At 74.0% G+C, this 15,010-nt stretch carries 12 protein-coding genes; 6 read left to right on the plus strand and 6 right to left on the minus strand.

Annotation, left to right across the window (positions count from 1 at the left end; genetic code table 11):
• Positions 1-29 precede the first annotated feature (29 nt).
• From ACFYVL_RS10510 to ACFYVL_RS10535, 6 genes are read right to left on the minus strand one after another with little or no spacing between them, the layout of a single operon-like run.
• Positions 30-1,319 carry a cytochrome P450 gene (locus ACFYVL_RS10510; protein ID WP_389242893.1) on the minus strand — a complete coding sequence of 430 codons (1,290 nt, stop codon included), beginning with the start codon at positions 1,317-1,319 and terminating at the stop codon, positions 30-32.
• Positions 1,316-2,590, minus strand: coding sequence for a cytochrome P450 (locus tag ACFYVL_RS10515; RefSeq protein WP_389242895.1), 1,275 nt, complete (start codon positions 2,588-2,590; stop codon positions 1,316-1,318). Before ACFYVL_RS10515 ends, ACFYVL_RS10510 begins: the two co-directional genes overlap by 4 nt.
• Complete coding sequence (locus ACFYVL_RS10520) at positions 2,587-3,240, minus strand: ATP/GTP-binding protein (protein ID WP_389243411.1); 654 nt, start codon at positions 3,238-3,240, stop codon at positions 2,587-2,589. Before ACFYVL_RS10520 ends, ACFYVL_RS10515 begins: the two co-directional genes overlap by 4 nt.
• Positions 3,233-3,613 carry a DUF742 domain-containing protein gene (locus ACFYVL_RS10525; protein WP_389242897.1) on the minus strand — a complete coding sequence of 127 codons (381 nt, stop codon included), beginning with the start codon at positions 3,611-3,613 and terminating at the stop codon, positions 3,233-3,235. The genes ACFYVL_RS10520 and ACFYVL_RS10525 overlap by 8 nt, the downstream gene beginning before the upstream one ends.
• Complete coding sequence (locus ACFYVL_RS10530) at positions 3,610-4,053, minus strand: roadblock/LC7 domain-containing protein (protein ID WP_389242899.1); 444 nt, start codon at positions 4,051-4,053, stop codon at positions 3,610-3,612. The genes ACFYVL_RS10525 and ACFYVL_RS10530 overlap by 4 nt, the downstream gene beginning before the upstream one ends.
• A complete protein-coding gene (locus ACFYVL_RS10535) occupies positions 4,050-5,735 on the minus strand; it encodes a sensor histidine kinase (protein WP_389242901.1) in 1,686 nt (561 codons plus the stop codon). Before ACFYVL_RS10535 ends, ACFYVL_RS10530 begins: the two co-directional genes overlap by 4 nt.
• 195 nt (positions 5,736-5,930) lie before the next feature.
• Here ACFYVL_RS10535 and ACFYVL_RS10540 point away from each other — a divergent pair, with 195 nt between their 5' ends.
• The 6 genes from ACFYVL_RS10540 (at position 5,931) to ACFYVL_RS10565 (ending at position 14,985) form a co-directional block, all read left to right on the plus strand.
• Entirely contained in the window at positions 5,931-8,762 is a 2,832-nt protein-coding gene (locus tag ACFYVL_RS10540) for an FAD-binding and (Fe-S)-binding domain-containing protein (protein WP_389242903.1), read from the plus strand.
• 171 nt (positions 8,763-8,933) lie between these two features.
• Complete coding sequence (locus tag ACFYVL_RS10545; protein ID WP_389243412.1) at positions 8,934-9,791, plus strand: DMT family transporter; 858 nt, start codon at positions 8,934-8,936, stop codon at positions 9,789-9,791.
• A 147-nt stretch (positions 9,792-9,938) separates the two neighbouring features.
• A complete protein-coding gene (locus tag ACFYVL_RS10550; RefSeq protein WP_389242905.1) occupies positions 9,939-10,637 on the plus strand; it encodes a hypothetical protein in 699 nt (232 codons plus the stop codon).
• A 204-nt stretch (positions 10,638-10,841) separates the two neighbouring features.
• A complete protein-coding gene (locus ACFYVL_RS10555; protein ID WP_389242907.1) occupies positions 10,842-11,636 on the plus strand; it encodes a TIGR03084 family metal-binding protein in 795 nt (264 codons plus the stop codon).
• Positions 11,633-13,384 (plus strand): acyclic terpene utilization AtuA family protein, encoded by a 1,752-nt coding sequence (locus tag ACFYVL_RS10560; RefSeq protein ID WP_389242908.1) that lies wholly within the window; start codon positions 11,633-11,635, stop codon positions 13,382-13,384. The genes ACFYVL_RS10555 and ACFYVL_RS10560 overlap by 4 nt, the downstream gene beginning before the upstream one ends.
• Positions 13,381-14,985, plus strand: a complete 1,605-nt coding sequence (locus ACFYVL_RS10565; protein ID WP_389242910.1) for an acyl-CoA carboxylase subunit beta — start codon at positions 13,381-13,383, stop codon at positions 14,983-14,985. Before ACFYVL_RS10560 ends, ACFYVL_RS10565 begins: the two co-directional genes overlap by 4 nt.
• Positions 14,986-15,010 lie beyond the last annotated feature (25 nt).

Here is a 15,010-nt window from a genome sequence, read left to right on the forward strand (position 1 = left end):
CCCGCGCACGGGCCCCGCGAAGGGACCCGTCAGGCCTGCTTGTGCAGGTGGACCGGGACCTCGACCAGGTCGTTCTGCGTCACGACCGGCTTGTTGCGCAGCTCGGAGGCGTCGACCGCGAGCGTCAGGTCGGGGAAGCGGGCGTACAGGGCGGGGAGGGCGACGGCCGCCTCCAGCCGGGACAGGGCGGCACCCGGGCACACGTGCGGGCCGTAACCGAAGCTGATGTGCTTCACGGTCTCGCGGGTGATGTCGAAGTCCTCGGCGGTGTCGCCGTGCACGCGCTCGTCGCGGCCGATCGCGCCGAAGGAGATGACCAGCGCCTCGCCCTTGGGCAGCACCGCGTCACCGACCGGGATGTCCTCGGTGGCGTAGCGCAGCAGGACGTGGGAGGTCGGGGTCGACCAGCGGAGGGTCTCCTCGATGACGTTCTCCCACGGGACCTCGCCGGCCAGCACCTTGGCGCGCTGCTCGGGGTGGGTCTCCAGGCCGATCACGGCTTGCAGGATCAGGCTGATCGTCGTCTCGTGACCGGCGATGATCATGACCTTGATCGTGTTGAGGATCTCCTCCTCGGTGAGCCGGTCGCCCTCCTCCGACGCGCTGAGCAGCGCGCTGGTGAGGTCGTCGCCCGGGTTGGCGCGCTTCTCCGCGACGACCTCGGTGAAGATCGTGTCGATCTCGGCCAGCACCTTGGGCATCTCGCCCGGCTCGGTCTCGCTGGAGAAGAACCGGTCGAAGACCGCGGTGAGCCGCGGGCTGACCACCTTCTCGACGCCCATCAGCGCGGTGACGACCTTCATCGGCAGCGGCGCCGCGAACAGGGCCTTCAGGTCGACGGGCGTGCCCGGCTGCTGCTCGGCGAGGGCGTCCAGCAGCCCGTTGGAGATGGCCTCGACGCTGCCGCGCAGGTGCTCGACCCGGCGCACGGTCAGCGCCTGCGCGACCAGCAGCCGCAGCCTTCGGTGCTCGGGGCCGTCCACGGTGAGCATCGAGCGGCCCGGGTTGACCAGGCCGATCAGCGGCCAGTCCATCGCGATCTCGCCTCGCTGCCAGGCGTTCCAGTGCTCGATGTCCTTCACCACGCGCGAGTCGGTGAGCAGCGCGCGGGCCTCGGCGTGGTGGGTGACCGCGTAGCAGGGGACGCCGCCGGGCAGCACCACACGGGCCAGCGGACCGGCCTCGCGCAGCCGGGCGCCCTCGCCGACGAGGTCGCCCACGAACGGGTCGAGGGCTATCGGTTCGGCGGCGGGACCGGCCGCGGTCGCACCCGTCACGGGGCAGGACAGCGCGCCGGAAGCTCCGGTCGTCTCGGTCATACGGTGCCTCCAAGGGCGGGAGTGGGCGTGAACGTCACCGGCAGCGCGGTCAGTCCGCGCAGCCAGGGGGACGGGCGACGGGTGAGGGAGGCCGCCGGTACGGCCAGGTCGATGTCCGGCAGCCGGTCCAGGAGCACCTCCACGGCGGTCCTGGCGATGACCTCGGCGGTCTCCTGGGCAGGGAACGGGCAGCGGTGCTCGCCGTGGCCGAAGGAGAAGAACGCGTTGTTGCCGCCGGTCAGCACGGACGCGTCGGTACGGACCTGGGGGTCGCCGTTCGCGGCGGCCAGACCGAGCAGCAGGAGGTCGCCCGCGGCGATGGCACGGCCGCCGAGCCGGGTGTCCCGGGCGGCCCAGCGGCCCGCCACGTTCTGCGTCGGGGTGTCCTCCCAGAGGACCTCGTTCATGGCCTCGGCGACGCTGTGCCGGCCGCCGGACAGGGAGGCGGTGAAGCGGTCGTCGGTGAGCATCAGGCGCAGCGTGTTGCCGATCCAGTCGGCGGTCGGCTGGTGGCCGGCGGCCATCATCACCATCAGGTCCTGGAGGACCTCCATCGGGCTGAAGCCGTCCGGGCCCAGGGCGTCGGCGTCGGCGAGCATCCGGGACGTCACGTCCTGGCCGGGCGTCGCCTGCTTGGTGGCGAGCAGACCGGTCATGGTCTGGGTGATGTGCTGCTGGCCCGCCAGCGCCCGCTCGCGGCCGTCGATCATGTCGTTGAGCGCCTCGACCAGGCCGGGGCCCTGCTCGTCGGGGATGCCGTAGATCTTCGCCAGCACCCGGACCGGGAGCAGCATCGCGTACCGGCTGATGATGTCGGTCTCGCCCTTGGTGCAGAACGCGTCGATCAGTCCGTCCGCGAACTGCTCGGCGTACCGCTTGAGTTCGAAGGGGTCGACCCCCTCCAGCGCGTCGCTGATCACCTGGGCGCGGCGGGTGTGGCGCTCGCCGACCGTGTAGAGGATCGAGGGCTGGCGGTGGCCGATCATCGGCAGCAGCGGCCAGTCCGCGGGGATGCGGTCCCACTGGTTCCACAGCTCGGAGTCCCGGGAGAAGAGCGCCGGGTCCGAGGTGAGCTGGTGCAGTTCGCGGTAGCCGGTGACCAGCCAGGCCGGGATGTCGCCGGGCAGCGTGACCGGCACGACCGGGCCGTGCTCGCGGCGCATCTCGCGGTAGAGGGCGACCGGGTCGGTCTGGAAGCGCGGCCCGGAGAGCGGGACGGCCCCGGAGCCGGGGGCGTGGGCGGGGCAGCCCGGGGGCGGGGTGGTCGTCACAGGGCTGCGCCTTCTCGCGGAGTGGGTACGGACGGCCCGCGGGCGGCGGTCGACCGGGCGTGCAGGTACTCGACGAGCGTGATCAGCACGTTCTTGCTGGACTCGCGGTCCCGGGCGTCGCAGGTGACCATCGGTACGTCGGCGGGCAGGTCGAGCGCCTCGCGGACCTGGGCGTCGGTGTGCTGCGGTCCGCCGAAGTCGTTGCGGGCCACCACGAACGGGGTGCCGTGGTGCTCCAGCCGGTCGATCGCGTACCAGGAGTCGGCGAGCCTGCGGGTGTCCACCAGGACGACCGCGCCGAGCGTGCCGGAGAAGAGGCGGTCCCAGAGGAACCAGAAGCGTTCCTGGCCGGGGGCGCCGAACAGGTAGAGGACCGTACGGTCGTTGACCGATATCCGGCCGAAGTCGAAGGCGACGGTGGTCGAGGACTTGGTGCTGACGCCTGCCAGGTCGTCGACGCCCTCGCCGGCTCGCGTCATCGTCTCCTCGGTGTTGAGGGGACGGATCTCGCTGACGGAGCGGACCAGGGTGGTCTTGCCGACACCGAAGCCGCCCACGATGACGATCTTGAGACCGTTGTCGGCGGTACGGGACAGGTGGGACCTGCCGGGCGCGGTGGGGTCCGCGGCCGGGGTCCTCGCATCAGAGATTTCGGAGGCCAACGAGCACCTGCTCCAGGAGTTCGGGTTCGGGGAGTTGAGCGGATTCCGGTGCCGAGCGCGGGTGACGGGCGCTGATCCGGCCGGTGTCGAGCAGGTCGGCGAGGAGGATGCGGGTGATGCCGACGGGCAGGCCCAGTTCGGCGGCGATCTCCACGACGGCGATCGGGTAGTCGCACATCCGCAGGATCGCCGCGTGCTCGGACTGCATGCCCGGTGTCGGGTCGCACTCCGCGACGACCAGGGTGACCAGGTCGAACGCGTCCGAGTGGGTGCGGCTGCGGCCCCCGGTGACGGTGTAGAGCCGGTCGGGGGAGTCGTCACGGCCGGGACGGGGCGCGCGTGCCTGGCCCGGCGTGCTCATGCGGAGAGGGTGCTGTCGGCGTTCCTGTCCGGCCCGGCGGCGGTGGCGCGCGGCTCGGCGCTCAGGTGCTCGCCGAGCTGCTCGATGAGTTCGCTCATGTTGTGGCCGATCAGGCCGACGTCGGAGTCCTCGTCGGCGACCACCGCGAGATGGGCGCCCGCGCCCGCCTCGACGATGAACAGGATGCCGCCGTAGAACTCGGCCATCGCCTGCCGCACGCCGCCGCTGCCGTCACCGAACTCCATCGAGGCGCCGTGCGTCAGGCTCTGGATGCCGGAGGCGATGGCGGCCAGCTGGTCGGCCCGGTCGACGGAGAGCTCGGGGGTACGGCAGAGCTTGAGGCCGTCGCGGGAGAGGACGAGGGCGTGCCGGGCGCCGGGGGTGCGCTCCAGGAGGCTCTCCAGCAGCCAGTTGAGCTTTTCGTCGGTGGTGGCGGTCATCGGTTCTCGTTGCCTTCCGGGTGCGGGGTGGCGGTGGGGGAGGGGTCGGTCGGGGCCGGGGCCGCCGGGGGTTGCGGCTGGCCCTGGACGGCCTGGCGGAACGTGCTGAAGCGGGCCGTGGCGGCCCTGCGGTCGGCGGGCGCCGCGGTGGGCCTGGCCGGGGCGTCGGGGCCCGAGGGGTGCGCGGCGGCGAGGGTCCGGCCCCGGCGCCGCTTGGGCAGGCCGCTCTCGCCGAACTGGGGGATGCCGCCGGTGGTCTCGGAGGAGGACTCGGCGATCGGGGCGGCGGGTGCCGGGCGGGTGGCCGGGACGGGTGCCGGGGCCGGGACCGGGGCTTCCGCCGCGGGGCGGTGGGGCCGCTCGGCGGGCAGTTCGCCGGGCGGGGCGGGGCGGTCGGCCAGGGAGTGGCCCGCGGTGGTCTCGCGCTCACGGACCGGGAGTTCGCCCTCGGCGGCGCGCACCGCGCGCGCGTCGTCGGCGCGTACCGGGGCCTCGTCCCGCGTGCCGGGCGCCGCGTCCCGCTGCCCGGCCGCCGGGGCGTCGAGCTCCGCCGGGGAGGGCCGCCGGAGCGAGCCGGTGTCGTACCGCTGGACCGGGGTGGCGGGCTGGGTCAGGAGCTCCTGCGGCAGCAGCATCAGCGCGCCGGTGCCGCCGCGCGCGGACGGCCGGAAGGACACCTTCAGCTGGTGCTTGCGGGCCAGGCAGCCGACCACCGCGAGGCCGAGCCGGGTGCCGGAGAGGCCGGTCAGGTCGAACGGTTCGGCGGCCGAGACCGCGCGCTCCGCACGCCGCAGCTGGACGTCGCTCATCACGAGGCCGCTGTCCTCGACGGTGATGATGAGCCCGGCCGGGACCTCCTCCACGTACACGTGGACCTCGGCGGTGGGCGGCGAGAAGTTGGCGGCGTTGTCGAGGAGTTCGGCGAGCGCGTGCATCACGCCCTCGGCCGCGTGGCCGGCGACGGCGACCTCGCTGGTGGAGTGCAGCCGGACCCGCTGGTAGCCGTTGATGCGGCCCATCGCGCCGCGCAGTACGGACTCCATCACGATCGGCTTCGCCCACCGGCGGCCGGAGCGCGCCCCGGTCAGGATCGCGATGCTGTCCGCGAGGCGGCCGGCCTGGGCGGTGCGGTGGTCCAGGTGCAGCAGGTCGCCCAGTACGTCCTCGTCGGTGTGCCGGTGCTCCATCTCGCGGAGGTCGGCGAGCATGCTCGTGGACAGGGCCTGCATGCGTCCGGCGGCGTTCGCGCAGGCGGCCATCGCGGCGGCGCGGGCGGACTCGCCGCGGCCGACCTCGGTGGCGAGCGTGGTGAGCAGCGACCGGGCGTGCGCGTCGTCCAGTTCCCCCAGGGTCCTCGTGGTGGCGGCCAGCGCGGTGTCCGCGGAGTCCCCGGCGCGCAGCCTCGCGACCAGCTCGGGGACGGTCTCCTGGGTGAACCGCCGGGCGTCCTCGTCCCGTCGGGCCCCTCGGCGCGCGAAGTCGGCGCGCACGCCGCGGGCCTGTACGAGGGCGCGTGCGGCGACGGTGACGGCGGCCGTCAGCAGGACGGCGGCGGCCCCGCCGCCCCAGGCCAGCGGCGCCCGCACCTCCTCGGGGGCGGCCAGCACCGCCCACAGGAGCAGCAGGCCGCTGAGGGCCGCCGAGATCGACAGGGCGAGTGCGGACGCTCGGCGCGTGGACATGAGGAAGCAGGCCTCTTGGGGGGAGAGCGGCAGGTCGGCAGGGCGGTCGAGCGGAAGCGAAAAGTCCGCCTTAAGGCGTGCCCACTATAAGAGAGTTGATGATCAGTTGGGAAAGTTTCTGTTCGTATTTCTTACAGGTGCGGGGGACAAGTCGCCCAACTCGGTCCGATACGTGGCACCGTGCATGCTGGATCCATGGCTGAACAACGGATCGAGACGACCGGGCGGGCCTCCGCGGCGACCGAGTTGGCGGCGGATCTGCGCAAGGCCGTACGCGGCGAGGTGTCCTTCGACGCCGCCGCCCGCGCCCTGATGACCATGGACGCCTCCAACTACCGGCGGGTCCCGCTGGGAGTGGTCGCCCCGCGCGACGCCGACGACGTCGCCGCCGCGCTGGCGGTCTGCCGGGAGCACGGCGTGCCCGTCGTCCCGCGCGGCGGCGGCACCTCCATCGCCGGCCAGGCGACCGGCACCGGCGTCGTCCTGGACACCACCCGCCACCTGCGCCAGATCCTCGACCTGGACCCGGCCGCGCGCACGGCGACGGTCCGCCCCGGCGTCGTACTCGACGAACTGCGCTCCGCCGCGGCCCCGTACGGGCTCACCTTCGGCCCCGATCCCTCCACGCACAGCCGGTGCACCCTCGGCGGCATGATCGGCAACAACTCCTGCGGCTCGCACTCGGTGGCCTGGGGCACCACCGCCGACCAGGTGCGCGAGCTGACCGTGCGGACGTACGGGGGAGAGGAACTGACCCTCGCGCGCGGCGGCTGGGAGGCCGCCCCGAAGTCCCTGCGCACCGCACTGCGCGCCCTCACCGAGCAGCACCTCGCCCTGCTGCGCACCGGATTCCCCGAACTCCCGCGCCGCATCTCGGGCTACGCGCTGGACGCGCTCCTCCCGGAGAACGGCGTCGACCTCGCCCGCGCCTTCTGCGGCAGCGAGGGCACCCTGGGCGTGGTCACCGAGGCGGTGGTGGCACTGGTGGAGGCGCCGCGCGCACGGGCCCTGGCCGTGCTCGGCTACCCCGACGAGAGCGCGGCGGCCGAGGCGGCACCGGGCCTCCTGCCGTACGGGCCGCTGACCGTCGAGGGCATGGCCGCCGACCTGGTCCCCGAGCGCGAGCGGGCACTGCTGCCGCGCGGCGCCGCCTGGCTCTTCGTCGAGACGGGCGGCGCGGACGCGGCACAGGCACGGGAGCGCGCCGCGGAGATCGTCCGGGGCGCGGACGCCGTCGCGGGCACCGTCGTCGCCGACCCGGCCGGGCAGCGCGCCCTGTGGCGGATCCGCGAGGACGCCAGCGGAACGGCGACCCGGATGCCGGACGGCTCGGAGGCCTGGCCCGGCTGGGAGGACTGCGCGGTCCCGCCCGCCCGCCTGGGCGGTTACCTCCGCGACTTCCGGGCGCTGATGGCCGAGCACGGGCTGCGCGGCACCCCCTACGGCCACTTCGGCGACGGCTGCATCCACGTCCGCATCGACTTCGACCTGCTGACCGCCCCCGGCGTCGCCGCCTTCCGCCGCTTCTCCGAGGAACTGGCGGACCTGGTCGTCGCACACGGCGGCTCCCTCTCCGGCGAGCACGGCGACGGCCAGGCCAGGGCCGAACTCCTGCCCCGGATGTACGGCCCCGAACTGGTCTCCCTCTTCGGCCGCTTCAAGGACCTCTGGGACCCGGAGGCCGGTATGAACCCGGGCATGCTCGCCCGGCCCGCCCGCCTCGACGAGAACCTCCGCTTCGCCGTCCTGCCGTCCGCTCCCGTCCCCGGCCTGGCCTTCGCCTACCCGCACGACGGCGGCGACTTCTCGGCCGCCGTGCGGCGCTGCGTCGGGGTCGCCAAGTGCCGTACCGGGAGCGTCGCCGGGGACGGCGTGATGTGCCCCTCCTACCGGGCCACCGGCGAGGAGGAGCACTCCACCCGGGGCCGCGCCCGGCTGCTGCACGAGATGCTCGCGGGCGAGGTGATCACGGACGGCTGGCGGTCCGCCGAGGTCGCGGACGCCCTGGACCTCTGCCTCTCCTGCAAGGGCTGCCGCACGGACTGCCCGGTGGGTGTGGACATGGCCACGTACAAGGCGGAGTTCCTCCACCAGCACTACCGGGGCCGCCCGCGCCCGCCCGCCCACTACGCCCTGGGCCGGCTGCCGGAATGGCTGCGGCTGGCGTCCCCGCTGGCCCGCCAGGCCAACGCGGCGGCAGCCGTCCGGCCGCTCGCCTCCCTCGTCAAACACCTGGCCGGCATCGCCCCGCAACGCCCGATCCCGCCGCTGGCCCCCCGCACCTTCCGCCACTGGGCCCGCACCCGCCCCCGCACCCCCCTCTCCTCCCCTTCCCCCACCGTCCTGCTGTGGCCCGACACCTTCACCAACCACCTCTCCCCGTCGGTGGGCATCGCCGCGGTACGCGTCCTGGAGGCGGCGGGCCTGCGGGTGCGGCTGCCGCGCGCGGGCCTGTGCTGCGGCCTCACCTACGTCTCCACGGGCCAGCTGGACCGCGCCCGCACGGTGATGCGCCGCACACTGGCCGCCCTCGACGCCGACCTGCCCGTCGTCGTCCTGGAACCCAGCTGCGCCGCCGCCCTGCGGACGGACCTCGCCGAACTCCTCCCCGACGACCCGCGGGCCGCCCGCCTCGCCGCCCGCGTCCGCACCTTCGCCCAGGCCCTGGAGGAGTACGCCCCGCACTGGACCCCGCCCCGGCTCGACCGCCCGGTCACCGGCCAGACCCACTGCCACCAGCACGCCGTCCTCGGCGACGGAGCGGAACGCCGCCTGCGCGAGAAGGCCGGGCTGACCGGCCCCCTCGCGGGCGGCTGCTGCGGCCTGGCGGGCAACTTCGGCTTCGAGAGGGGCCACTACGAGGTCTCCGTGGCCTGCGCGCAGGACCAGCTCCTCCCGGCCGTCCGCGGCCTCCCGGAAGGGGGCGAGGTGCTGGCCGACGGCTACTCGTGCCGGACCCAGCTGGACCACCTGGGCGAAGGGGCCCGCGCCCGCCACCTGGCGGAGGTGCTGGCGGACGGGCTGTAGGAGGAAAACCCGTGCGGAGCGGGTCGCCGGGCATGCCACCATGAGGGGTACAGCCCAGTGAACAAGAGGTGCATCACAGTGAACGAGGTTCAGGCTCCCGCCGGAGCCAGCGTCGACGCCGAGGCCGGGGTCCTCGCGGCCGGCAAGGGCGGACAGCGGCTGCGCGGCCGGATGCGCAGCGGTGGGCTGGGTCCCGTGGCGCTCGTGGTGGCCGGCGGGCTGTCCGTGCAGTTCGGGGCCTCGCTCGCGGTCCTCATCATGCCCCGCACCGGGGCGGCCGGGGTCGTCGCGCTGCGGCTCGCGCTCGCCGCGCTGGCCATGCTCGTCATCTGCCGGCCCAAGGTGCGCGGGTACACCAGGGCCGACTGGGGCACGGTGCTCGTCTTCGGCGTGGCGATGGCCGGCATGAACGGGCTGTTCTACCAGGCCGCCGAGCGCATCCCGCTGGGTGCCGCGGTGACCCTTGAGGTGCTCGGGCCGCTCGTGTTGTCCGTCTTCGCCACCCGGCAGTGGATCAACGTGCTGTGGGCCGCGCTCGCGCTGGCGGGCGTCGCGCTGCTCGGGGTCGCCGGGTTCGGCGGGCTGGACCTGGCGGGCGCCGCCTTCGCGCTGTCCGCGGGTGCCTGCTGGGCGGCGTACATCGTCTTCAGCGCGCGCACCGGGCGGCGCTTCCCGCAGGCGGACGGCCTCGCGCTGGCACTGGGCGTGGCCGCCGTGATCAGCATGCCGCTGGGCGTGGTCAGCGCCGGGAGCAAGCTCTTCGACCCGGTGACGCTCGGGCTCGGCGCGGCGGTCGCGCTGCTGTCGTCCGTACTGCCGTACACCCTCGAACTGATCGCCCTGCGGCGGATGCCCGCGCCGACGTTCGCGGTGCTGATGAGCCTGGAGCCCGCCATCGCCGCCGGAGCCGGCTTCCTCGTGCTGCACCAGGCGCTCTCGCTGCTGGACGCGCTGGCCATCGCGCTGGTCATCGGGGCGAGTGTGGGGGCGGTACGGAGCCAGGCGCGGCGGAAGGTGCCTTCGGCGTAGCGCAGGTGGCGCGGTGCGGTGCGGTCCGCCCCGTACCGGCGGGATGCTTCCCCCAGGGGAGTGAGGGTGAATCGCTTCGCCCGGTTTCTTGATCGTTGTCCGTTGTAGAAAGAGCCCGTTCTGTCGACCGTCTGATGGGCTCCCACCATGCTGAAGGCCGCTCTGCGCCTCACCGCCGCCGCCTCGCTCGCCGTCGTTCCGCTGACCCTCACCGCCCCCGCGGGCGCCGTCGCGCCCCCGGCCGCCGCGACCGCGGCTCCCGCCCCCGACACCGGCCCGTGCGGGCCCGTCGGGCGGTACCGCGCGACGGACTGGTGGCGCACCACCACCTCGCCCGCCATCACCCCCGCCGTCCGCCGCGCCGCGGCCCGGGAGAACTGGGAGTGGCGCCACGACACCAACACCCTGTGGCGCGGCGACACCCGGGAGAACGTGTCGCAGCTCTTCGAGGACGGCTTCACCCCGCGCGGCGAGACGCTGACGCCGCTGGCCGAGTACATCGTCAAGGGCGGCGGGCAGAACACCGCGCACGTCAGCACCAGTTGCGAGAAGTGGGTGGCGCAGAAGTTCGCGACGTACGGCACGGCCAGGACCGGCTGGGTCTACGAGATCGAGGCCCCGGGCGGCATCGACGTCAACGCCACCGCCCACCTCAACGGCTATCAGTCGCCGTACCTGTGGAACAAGGAGATCGACTTCCCCGGCGGGATCGACGGCAGCCGCATCAGGAGCGCCTGCAAGTTCCACCTGGTGAGGACCGACCCGGCCACCAAGGTCAACACCTACGAGAACCTCGGCTGCCGCACCAACCCCGACTTCGAGCCGGTACCGGCCGCCGCGCGCTGACCACCGCCCCCTGAACCGCCCCGCCCCGTGCCCGTGCCGCCCCCCCGGGCGCGGGGCGGGGTTCGTGCGTACGGGGCGCCCGCCCCGGTGGCCGTCCCTCGGCGACCCGGCGTCATCGGCCGCTCATCATTCAAGCATGCTTGCTTGTTTCTCGTCCGCCTGCCATGCTCCGGACACGCATTCACGCCCCGAGGGGAGCGTTACGTGTCCGAACTCGACGCCGTGCTGGACGATTTGCGCGACGAGAGCAGTGAAGTAGACGCACTGGTAGGGGAGTTGACGGACGCCCAGTGGCGGCTGGCCACTCCCGCGCCGCGCTGGACCGTCGCCCACCAGATCGCCCATCTCGCCTGGACCGACGCCGTCGCCCTGCTCTCCGCGACCGACCCGGAGACCTTCCGGGAGGAGGTCGGCAAGGCGGAGCGGGATCCGTACGGATTCGTCGACGCCGGTGCCGAGGAGGGGGCCGCGCTGCCGCCCCGCGAACTGCTGGCCGGGTGGCGCGACGGCCGCGAACGGCTGGGGCAGGCGCTGCGCACCGCCCCCGCCGGGACGCGATTCCCCTGGTACGGGCCGCCGATGAGCGTCGCGTCGATGGCCACCGCCCGGCTCATGGAGACCTGGGCGCACGGACAGGACATCGCCGACGCCCTCGGGGTGCGGCGGGTCCCGACCGCCCGGCTGCGCCAGGTCGCCCGGATCGGCGTACGGGCCAGGGACTACGCCTACCTGGTGCGCGGCATCCCCGCACCGGCGGAGGAGTTCCGGGTCGAACTGGCCGGCCCCGGGGGAGAGCTGTGGGCGTACGGGCCCGCGGACGCGGCCCAGCGGGTCGAAGGGCCCGCGCTCGACTTCTGCCTGCTGGTCACGCAGCGGGCGCACCGGGACGACCTCGCCCTGCACGCGGAGGGCACCGACGCCGACCGCTGGCTGGACATCGCGCAGGCCTTCGCCGGACCGCCGGGGAAGGGCCGCGCGCCGAAGGGGGACGCCTCGTGAGCGGGCCCGGCGGCTCCCCCGCCGCGGGACCCCGCGACGTGCTGCGGATCGGGAACGCCTCCGGGTTCTACGGCGACCGCTTCGCCGCCGTGCGCGAGATGCTCACCGGGGGCGGACTCGACTTCCTCACCGGGGACTACCTCGCCGAGCTGACCATGCTCATCCTCGGCCGCGAACGGATGAAGGACCCCGCCCGGGGCTACGCCCGCACCTTCCTCAAGCAACTGGAGGAAGGGCTCGGGCTCGCCCACGAACGGGGCGTACGGATCGTCACCAACGCCGGCGGGCTCAACCCGGCCGCCCTCGCCGCCGCCGTGCGCGAGCTGGCCCGGCGGCTCGGGCTGCCGGTGCGGGTCGCCCACGTCCACGGCGACGACCTGCTGGCGGGCGGACGGTGGAGCCGCGCGTCGGAGTACGGCGACCTCACCGCCAACGCCTACCTCGGCGGCGCCGGCATCACCGCCTGCCTGGACGCCGGCGCGGACGTCGTCGTCACCGGACGCGTCACCGACGCCGCCCTGGTCACCGGACCCGCCGCGCACTGGTTCGGCTGGGGGCCCGAGGAGTACGACCGGCTGGCGGGCGCCGTCGTCGCCGGACACGTCCTGGAGTGCGGCACCCAGGCCACCGGCGGCAACTACTCCTTCTTCGGCGCCCACGACGTGCGGCGGCCCGGCTTCCCGCTCGCCGAGATCCGGGCCGACGGATCGTCCGTCATCACCAAGCACCCCGGGACCGGCGGCGTCGTCGACATCGGCACCGTCACCGCCCAGCTGCTGTACGAGACCGGGAGCGCCCGCTACGCGGGGCCGGACACCACCGCCCGGCTCGACACCGTACGGCTGGAGCGCGAGGCGCCGGACCGGGTGCGGATCGAGGGGGTGCGCGGCGAGGCACCGCCGCCCACCCTCAAGGTCGGGGTGACCCGGTTCGGCGGGTGGCGCAACGAAGTGGTGTTCGTGCTGACGGGGCTCGACATCGAGGAGAAGGCGGCCCTGGTGCGCGGGCAGATCGAGGACGCCCTCGACGCCCCCGGCACCAAGCGGCCCGCCGAGGTGCGCTGGGAGCTGGCCAGGACCGACCGGGCCGACGCCGGCACCGAGGAGACGGCGAGCGCCCTGCTGCGGCTGGTCGTCAGGGACGCCGAACAGGACGCCGTCGGGCGGGCCGTGAGCGGCGCGGCCGTCGAACTCGCCCTCGCCAGCTACCCCGGATTCCACGTCACCGCCCCGCCCGGCAGGGGGACGCCGTACGGGATCTTCGAGGCGCACACCGTCGACGCCGCGGGCACCGGCCACACCGCCGTGCTGCCCGACGGGAGCGAGCTGGCGGTCCCCGGGCCGGTACGGACGCTCGACCTGGCCGACGTACCCGAACCGGAGCTTCCCAGGCCGCTGCCCGCGCACCGGGCCCGGCCCACCCGCCGCGCCCCCCTCGGCCTCGTCGCCGGCGCCCGCAGCGGCGACAAGGGCGGCAACGCCAACGTCGGGCTGTGGGTGCGCACCGACGAGGCCTGGCGGTGGCTGGCCCACGAACTGACCGTCGAAAGGCTGCGGCACCTGCTGCCGGAAGCGGCCCAACTGCCCGTCACCCGCACCGTCCTGCCCCACCTGCGGGCCCTCAACTTCACCCTCGAAGGCCTGCTCGGCGAAGGCGTCGCCGCCCAGGCCCGCTTCGACCCGCAGGCGAAGGCCGTCGGCGAGTGGCTGCGCTCCCGGCACCTCGACATCCCGGAGGTACTCCTGTGACCGTGCTCGCCTCGGGCCTCGATACGGCAGGACCCGAGTACGCCGCCCACCGCACCGCCATGCTCGACAAGCTCGACGCACTCGAAGCCGCCCACGCCCAGGCCCTCGCGGGCGGCGGCGAGAAGTACGTCGCCCGGCACCGGGGGCGCGGCAAGCTGCTCGCCCGCGAGCGCATCGAGCTGCTCGTCGACCCGGACACCCCGTTCCTGGAGCTGTCGCCGCTCGCCGCGTGGGGCAGCGACTACCCGGTCGGCGCGTCCATGGTCACCGGCATCGGGGTCGTCGAGGGGGTGGAGTGCCTGATCACCGCCAACGACCCGACCGTGCGCGGCGGCGCCTCCAACCCCTGGACCCTGAAGAAGGCCCTGCGCGCCAACCAGATCGCGTTCGAGAACCGGCTCCCGTGCATCAGCCTCGTCGAGTCGGGGGGCGCCGACCTGCCGTCGCAGAAGGAGATCTTCATCCCCGGCGGCGCGCTCTTCCGCGACCTCACCCGGCTCTCCGCCGCCGGCATCCCGACCGTCGCCGTCGTCTTCGGCAACTCCACCGCGGGCGGCGCGTACGTGCCCGGCATGTCCGACCACACCGTGATGATCAAGGAGCGCTCCAAGGTCTTCCTCGGCGGGCCGCCCCTGGTGAAGATGGCCACCGGCGAGGAGAGCGACGACGAGTCGCTGGGCGGCGCCGAGATGCACGCGCGGGTCTCCGGGCTCGCCGATCACTACGCGGTGGACGAACCGGACGCGCTGCGCCAGGCCCGCCGTATCGTCGCCCGGCTCAACTGGCGCAAGGCGCAGCCCGATCCGGACCCGCTCACCGTCCTGCCGCCCAAGTACGACGCCGAGGAGCTGGCCGGGATCGTGCCCGCCGACCTCAAGGTGCCCTTCGACCCGCGCGAGGTGATCGCCCGGATCGTCGACGGGTCCGACTTCGACGAGTTCAAGCCGCTGTACGGGCCGAGCCTGGTCACCGGCTGGGCGACCCTGCACGGCTACCCCGTCGGCATCCTCGCCAACGCCCAGGGGGTGCTCTTCAGCGCGGAGTCGCAGAAGGCCGCCCAGTTCATCCAGCTCGCCAACCAGCGCGACATCCCGCTGGTCTTCCTGCACAACACCACCGGCTACATGGTCGGCAAGGAGTACGAGCAGGGCGGCATCATCAAGCACGGCGCGATGATGATCAACGCCGTCGCCAACTCCAGGGTGCCGCACCTGTCCGTACTGACGGGCTCCTCCTACGGCGCCGGGCACTACGGCATGTGCGGGCGCGCCTACGACCCCCGCTTCCTGTTCGCCTGGCCCAGCGCCAAGTCCGCCGTGATGGGGCCGCAGCAGCTCGCCGGGGTCCTGTCGATCGTCGCCCGCGCCTCCGCCGCCGCCAAGGGACAGCCGTACGACGACGAGGCCGACGCCGGACTGCGCGCCATGGTCGAGCAGCAGATCGAGTCGGAGTCGCTGCCGATGTTCCTGTCCGGGCGGCTGTACGACGACGGGGTCATCGACCCGCGCGACACCCGCACCGTCCTCGGCCTGTGCCTGTCCGCCGTCCACACCGCGCCGGTCGAGGGCGTACGCGGCGGCTTCGGCGTCTTCCGAATGTGAGGCCCCCCATGACCAGCCCCGGACG

The organism is Streptomyces sp. NPDC004111, assembly GCF_042874215.1.
Lineage (GTDB): Bacteria > Actinomycetota > Actinomycetes > Streptomycetales > Streptomycetaceae > Streptomyces.